Source organism: Brevibacillus sp. NPDC003359, assembly GCF_042878995.1.
Classification (GTDB): domain Bacteria; phylum Bacillota; class Bacilli; order Brevibacillales; family Brevibacillaceae; genus Brevibacillus.
The window spans coordinates 1,197,678-1,205,125 of the sequence record NZ_JBIAOR010000001.1 but is presented as its reverse complement, the minus strand read 5'-3'; the positions used below and the strand labels follow the sequence as shown (position 1 = coordinate 1,205,125).

3 protein-coding genes are annotated in these 7,448 nt (G+C 45.9%); all 3 read left to right on the top strand.

Annotation, left to right across the window (positions count from 1 at the left end; translation table 11 throughout):
- Positions 1-12 precede the first annotated feature (12 nt).
- The 3 genes from ACFYU8_RS05275 to ACFYU8_RS05265 all read left to right on the top strand — a co-directional run bounded on the left by ACFYU8_RS05275 (position 13) and on the right by ACFYU8_RS05265 (position 7,447).
- A complete protein-coding gene (locus ACFYU8_RS05275; protein WP_390295151.1) occupies positions 13-4,737 on the top strand; it encodes an amino acid adenylation domain-containing protein in 4,725 nt (1,574 codons plus the stop codon).
- Between the two features lie 136 nt (positions 4,738-4,873).
- Positions 4,874-6,151 (top strand): MFS transporter, encoded by a 1,278-nt coding sequence (locus tag ACFYU8_RS05270; protein WP_390295153.1) that lies wholly within the window; start codon positions 4,874-4,876, stop codon positions 6,149-6,151.
- A 90-nt stretch (positions 6,152-6,241) separates the two neighbouring features.
- Complete coding sequence (locus ACFYU8_RS05265; protein WP_390297244.1) at positions 6,242-7,447, top strand: efflux RND transporter periplasmic adaptor subunit; 1,206 nt, start codon at positions 6,242-6,244, stop codon at positions 7,445-7,447.
- Position 7,448 lies beyond the last annotated feature (1 nt).

Below are 7,448 nucleotides of genomic sequence, written 5' to 3'. Positions count from 1 at the left end.
TGGTGATGAGATTTGAATGGTGTTCAGATAAAAAATATATACCGATTGACACCTATGCAAGAAGGGATGCTGTATCACTTTATCCTTCATCCTGAATCAGAGGTTCACTTCGAACAAACGGTGATTACGATGGAGGAGTCGTTGCAGCTTGATCACCTTAATCAGAGCTTCCGCGACCTCGTCGAAAGATTCGATATCCTGCGAACAGTCTTTCACTATAAAGATAGTAAAAAGCCACTTCAAATTGTGTTGAAGCAAAGAGAAGCAGCGATTCAGATCGAGGATATCTCTGACCTGACTCAGGAAGAGCAAGCAGTATTTGTGGAGCAATTTCTCGTAAAGGATCGGCGCAAGAGATTTGATCTGGAGAAAGACTTGCTGTTTCGCATTACCGTAATTAAATTGAGTGAATCAAACTACAAGATGGTGTGGAGCTTCCACCACATTATTATGGATGGCTGGTGCCTGGGGATTGTCGCCAAAGACTTTTTCCATATCTACCACGCTTATCTTCAAAATAAGAAGGCTGAACTGGCTCCACCGTATTCCTTCAGTAGCTATGTCACCTGGCTTGGCAAGCAAAACAAACAAGAGGGACTCTTGTTCTGGCGAGAGAGTCTGGATGGATTTGATCAGCAATCTCCTTTACCGGTTGAATATATTTCAACCGGTAAGGGATACCAACGAGAATCGATCGTGTTTCGTATTGATCGGGAAACGACTGCTCGTTTGGAGCAGATAGCAAGATCAAATGATGTGACACTTAGCATCGTCTTTCACTCCCTCTGGGGCTTGTTGCTGCAACGATACAATTATGCCAATGATGTTGTCTTCGGATCAGTCGTTTCGGGACGCCCCTCTGAACTTGTTGGCGTCGAGGAAATGGTCGGATTGTTCGTCAATACGATCCCGATGCGGATTCGAAGTGAAGGCAAACAGACATTTTCAGAATTGCTTCGGCAGGTGCAACAGTTCTTCACAGCTACAAGCAGCTACCAATACTTGTCTCTGGCGGATATTCAGTCCGAAACCGCATTAAAACAAAACCTGATTCAGCATCTCATGGTCTTTGAAAACTATCCATTGACGGAGGATACTTTCGACGAAGATGGAAAAGGCGGTTTATTTGGAATTACTGATGTCCAAGGCTATGAGCAGACCAGCTACGACTTCAACTTATGCATCATTCCCGGCAAGGAATTGGAAGTTCACTTTATCTATAATGCACTTGCTTACAGCGATGCCTATCTGCAAAAAGTGCGAGCGCATTTAAATCAGTTGATTCAAAGTGTCATCCACAATGCCGACCAGCCGATTGCCAAAATGCAAATGGTCACGGACGAGGAGCAGGCTCTCATTTTGCAACAATGGAATGACACGGATATGCTGGTTGATCAAACGCTAACCATGGACCAGCTATTTAAGGAACAGGTCAAAAAGGGACCGCATCAAATTGCTGTAGTCGATCAAGAAGGCACCTACACGTATCAGGAATTAGATGACAAATCTGATGCGCTAGCCCATGTGCTGCGTGAGAAAGGGGTAAAACCAGGCAGCATTGTTGCTGTAATGGTGGAACGCTCTACTGCTTACAGCCTCGCCATATTGGGCGTTCTAAAAGCGGGCGGTGCCTTTCTCCCAATTAGCACCGACCATCCGAGTGAACGGATCAGCTATATGATCGAAGATAGTGGAGCCAGTATTGTTTTGATCCATGATCCAACTGTAGCGTATGCAGAGCGTATTCTCCCTTCATCAACGTTGATGAATCTTGATGATACGCGTTTATACAAAGGCGTTACCTCTGATATACAGACCCTTCACCGTTCCAGTGACCTGGCCTACGTCATTTATACATCCGGGTCAACGGGGAAGCCAAAGGGGGTCAGGCTGCACCACGTCGGAATCGCCAACCTCCAGCAGTTTTTCATCAACGATCTCGGTATTACACAAAAGGACAAGGTATTGCAATTTGCCAGCATCTCATTTGATGCCTCTGTCTGGGAGTTTACGATGGGGGTATTGACTGGGGCGAGATTGGTCATTGTTTCAAAGGATGTCGTTCTTGATCCCGAAGCTTTTAGTCAGTATTTGCAACGGCATGAAGTAACAGTTGCGACGCTTCCGCCTACCTTTGTGACGTATTTGGAGCCGGAAAATTTTCCGACTTTGCAAACGTTAATCACCGCAGGTTCCGCAGCAAACTGGGAGCTCGTCCATAAATGGAGCGCGCATTGCCGATACATCAACGCATATGGTCCAACCGAAACAACGATTTGTGCAACGACTTGGACGTATGAAGGGCAAGAGAGGCTGCCGCAGCAAGTGCCAATCGGAAAGCCCATTGCCAACACAAAAGTGTACGTCCTGGATGCGCATGGTCATTTGCAGCCCCAGGGAATTCCTGGTGAGTTGGCTGTCGCGGGCATTGGGATCGCTGATGGCTACATCAATCGCGAGGAATTGACGAGCGAGAAATTTGTGGCAGATCCGTTTATTGCGGGTTCGAGGTTCTACAAGACAGGAGATATGGTGAAATGGCTTGCGGATGGCAGTCTGGAATATTTGGGGCGTATGGACAACCAGGTCAAGATACGTGGTTTTCGTATCGAGCTTGATGAGGTTGAAAACGTGATCCTATCCCAGGCAGGAGTGAAGGAAGCTGTCGTGTTGGCAAAAAAAGTGCAGGGAGGAGATACCAGCCTAATTGCTTATCTGGTCTGGGAGCAGCCTGAATGGAGCAGAGATTTGCGTCAGGAGCTTTTGGCCACTCTTCCTGCCTATATGGTACCAACGTATATCCACATCCTTGAGAGAATGCCTATAACACCCAATGGAAAAATAGATCGGAAAGCATTACCTGAGCCTGTCATGATCAGGGAGGCAGGTAAGCAACTGAATCCCCCTGTTACAGAGCAGGAGATAAAGCTTGCAGAAATCTGGAAAGAAGTGCTCGACCTAGAGGAAATCAGTGTGGATGACCATTTTTATGATCTGGGCGGACATTCTATTAAAGCGATCCAACTGGTAGCACGGCTTCATAAGGAAGGAATAGAAGTGAAGATTCAAACGGTCTTCCAATACGATACTGTCAGAGAGCTAGCAGGATATTTAGATACAGTAAACCGAATCCGCACCGCAAAAGCGAAAGATAAAAAAGAGCTGGAAGCCTTGATCTACGCTCATTTTCAAGTAGGAAGCCACTATGTAGAGATGCCTTTTGGAAGCAAGCACGGGGCTGTTCTGTACGTGGAGGAAAATGGGCGGGACAAACACCAAGAAATACTGTCCCTTTTGCGAAAGTCTTGCGATCCTGCGATTCAGCCGCACGCGATTCATTATCGGGATCTCTCGCAAAAAGCATGGGAAAAAGAGCAGAATCATTTCCCAGAGGCTACGCTTGATGAGAAGGAATCCTTGCCATGGCAGGAGCGCCTCGTCAACGACCTCGATCAGAAGCTCCTTCGTTACACAGAGGCAATCGTCAATCAGCAGACTTTTATCAGACAGCCTCTGTCACCTTCACAGCGCTATCATGTACAGGAAAAGGACATTTCTGGAACCGTGATTCGCTTTGAGCAGATGATCGAACCAAAGTTGCTGGAGAAGGCCTTTCTGGGCGTCCTGGAGCGGCATCATTTACTTCGATGCACGTTGGCTTTTGAGCAAGAAGAGCCATATTGGAAAGAATATCCTTGCCCTAGTGAGATTGCGCTCCCTGTGGTCGATGTATCGAGCGATTCGGAAGACAAAAAAGAAGAGGTGCGCCATCTTTTACTGAGCGAATATTTTTACAAGCAGGATGGTCCGATCGGTTCTTTGTCATACAAAGTGATCTTGCTGAAAGAGAGCGAGAAAGAGTACTCGTTAATATTGCCTGCATCGCATCTCATTTTTGATTTTATTAGCAGTGAAGTCCTGCAAAATGACATCAACCTGTATTACGAAGCGCTGGAAAATGGCACAGATCTCTCGGAAAATGATCGGAATACGTATTGGGATTTCGTCCGGCAAATTACCAAGGGTCCAGTCAGTATCGAAGATCAGCAGCTCATGGAGGAATTTGACCTTCACGCATTTGAGAATAGTCTTTTGTCCATAGAAAGACAGCTTCCATCGTCATCCGCTTTGGACGGATACACGATTGTTACCTGCGAACTAAATATGGACAACGCACAGGAGACAGAAAATGCGCGGATTCCGATTGCTCTCTTAGCCAGATTTTGTGAAAGAAGTTATGGAGTCCAAAAGGCTCCCATCTTCCTGATGAACTTTGGTAGATCCTTTATGGGGAACCATTTCTTCGATGTGCTTGGCGAATGCATCGATCATATTCCACTTCATATTGATCCGTCGTGGGGTCTCGATCAGTTGGAAACGTATGTGAAGGCTCGGCTAGATGTCACAAAAGAGAGGAACATACACTTTACCAATCTGGCGCAAAATCCTGACGTAACAGAAAAATATCCTCTTTCCAATCAAACGCTGATGCGATCCTTGCAGATGACACCTATGATTTGCAACTTCTTGGGAGAGCAGAACAAGAGTCAACCAAATGAATACGATCATCTGTTTATAAAAGGAAAGAAGCGTATTCTTTTTGAGGCTTCTTATACATCCACGGGCAAAATGACTATTTTTATGGCTTTGCCATATCGAGAGGATGAAAGGAAGCTACGAGTGGTACTAGAGGAGGAAGCGAAAAAATTGATAGGAACACCTCTAGTCATACGCTAAGAGTCGTCTAGGCATCGTATTGGAAATCGGCAGATGGATTCCGCTCTATTCCGGGGCCAATTGTCCTTGGGGTGTGGCGGGATCATCGGCCGAAATAAGTCGTCACCTAGAGGGATTACTATTCAGGGAGGTTAAGATGGGAAACCAATCGTACCGATTAAATATATTTATTTTTTCTATTACTCGCTTCATCACAGAATTAGGTAGTGGTGTATACAAATTTGCTCTTGCCCTGTACATTGCGGATGTGACGGGTTCTTCCGCTGCGTTTGCAACTGTTTTGGGTTTTTCCTACTTGCCAGGGGTGCTGATTAATATTTTTGCAGGCGCCTATATTGATAGACACAACAAGAAGACGATCATGGTTGTCACAGAGATTTTAAGCGGGGCGCTGGTTCTTTTGTTTTTACTGTTCTTCCTCCAGTTCCCCACAAATCTATGGCTTTTTGTCGGATACGCCTTCACGATCAGTACCATTCAGGCTTTTACGTATCTCGCTTTGCAAGCATCCATTCCTGAGCTGGTAGACGAGGATAGAGTAGGAAGTATGAACTCTATTTATCAAGCGATCAGTGCCATTCTCAATGTAGCGGGTCCTTTGGTAGGGGCAGTTGCCTATGGTTTACTGGGGATGGAAATGATTTTGCTGATTGATGGCCTTTCTTTTATCGGAGCAGGGATCATGCAGATGTTCCTCCGTTTCCGCAAGACCGAGGTAGTACAGGAGACAACGCAAAGCTATACAGACACAATCAAGGAAGTCTTCCAATATATCCGAGAACAGGTTGTCATGAAGTACTTGTTCCTGATTTTCCTTTTGCTCAACTTTATTTTCCCTCCGCTCATGTATGTGGGGCTGCTGCATATTGCCTATCGAGTTGAACAAGTATCGATGGAGCAATTCTCCTTTATTCAGTCGTCCTGGTTTATCGGGATTATTATTGGAGCGGCCGTTGTTTCTATGAAAAAGGTGAGCAAATACGTTGAGAATAAAATCTTCCTTTTGATTCAAGTGCAAGGGATTCTCTTGATGACGTGGGTCTTTCCGATTTTTGTTCCGGAAACGAGTAACGCCTCGTGGATCATTACGGGCGTGTTTGTCGGAATTTTATTGGTCTCCGCAATCTTCAACTCCATGGGGAACATCCCGATCTTTACTTTTGTTCAATTAAACACGCCTGAGCATTTGCGTGCCAGCATGTTTGGTGTGGTCGGCACTTTTACCGGAGTGGCCGTACCGTTTGGGATCTGGTTGTACGGTATTTTACTGGAGGCCGTTTATTGGCCGTATCTCGTGTTGGTCTCAGGTGCCGTCATTTTCGTGATCGCCTTGATCGCTCATCTGAACAAACAAGTGAGTCAATACTTTAAGAAAAAAGATGAACCGGTGGTTGCTACAGACAAGTCTGCTTGAGCAAGGTCACGATAACTAGAGAGAGAATATGATGTCAGTTTCATTCAAAAAGACAATGACAAAACTTCTGGAGGACTCTACGTGAAGAGTATGCACTACGTCGTTTTGACCGTTGTACTGATGTTCATCACGGGATGTGGAGTGGAAACGAAACAGGAAACGGAGCAAACCAAACAAAAGATCGTGCAGGTGCACACCGTAAAACAGACGGATTCCTTGCCGATTTCACTTACTGCTTTCGTTGAATACAAACAGGAGAGCCAATTGGCCTTTGGGGCATCAGGTACGATTGAACGTATGAACGTATCGAAAGGGGCAAAGGTGACACAGGGCCAAATATTAAGCTCATTAAATACGAACTATTATCAAAAAGGGCTGGAAGCGGCACAGAGCCAAGTTCAAAGCGCATCTGCATTGCGTTCAAAAACGTTACAAGGAGCCAGTGCAGATCTCGTTAGTAAACAACGCTTGGCAGTGGAAAGCCAGGAAAAACGGATGAAGGATGCGCAACGGAAATGGGAGGTATCCCAGGAACTGTTTAAAGGGGGCGCTATTTCACAGAGTGAGCTGGACAGTGCGCGATCGGAAAAAGAGCAAATCGAGATTTCGCTACAAGAGGCGCGAATTACGCTGGAAAAGTTGCTAAAGGGTGCTGAAGTCAACGAGATTGCCAGTGTAGATGCCGATTTGAAACAAGCAAGCAGTCAAGTAGAGCTCGCAAAGAAAACACTTCAAGAAACGCAGCTGGTCGCGCCGTTTAGCGGTACAGTAATCGATGTGACCCAGAAGGCAGGCAGTCTTGCCCAGCCAGGTCAAAGTATCATTCACCTTGTGGACAGCTCGGAAGTAAAGCTGAAGGTCGATGTCCCATTGGATGTGATGGAAAACCACAAGCAAGGGGACACGGTGACTGTGGCAGTAGAAGGAAAGGCCAAAAGTACAGGGACCATTACATTTGTCTCCCCCGTTCTTAATGCGGAAACGGGAAAGTATCTTGTAGAGATAGCTGTTTCTAACAATGACAACGTTTTGATAGAGGGGATGGTTGCGACTGTAGAGATGTCACGCAAAGTAAACGGAATGCTCATTCCCGTCCAAAGTGTTGGCATTAAAGAATCGCAGCGCTTTGCAATGGTTGTCGAAAATGGTGTAATCAAGAGACGCGACGTAGAAGTAGGGCAAATTTTTGGAAATAAGGTCGAGATTCTATCGGGTCTTCAGTCAGGCAACCAAATCCTAATCTCCGGCATAACGTACTATGCCGAAGGAGAAGTCGTTACGGTGAAAGGGGAGTAAC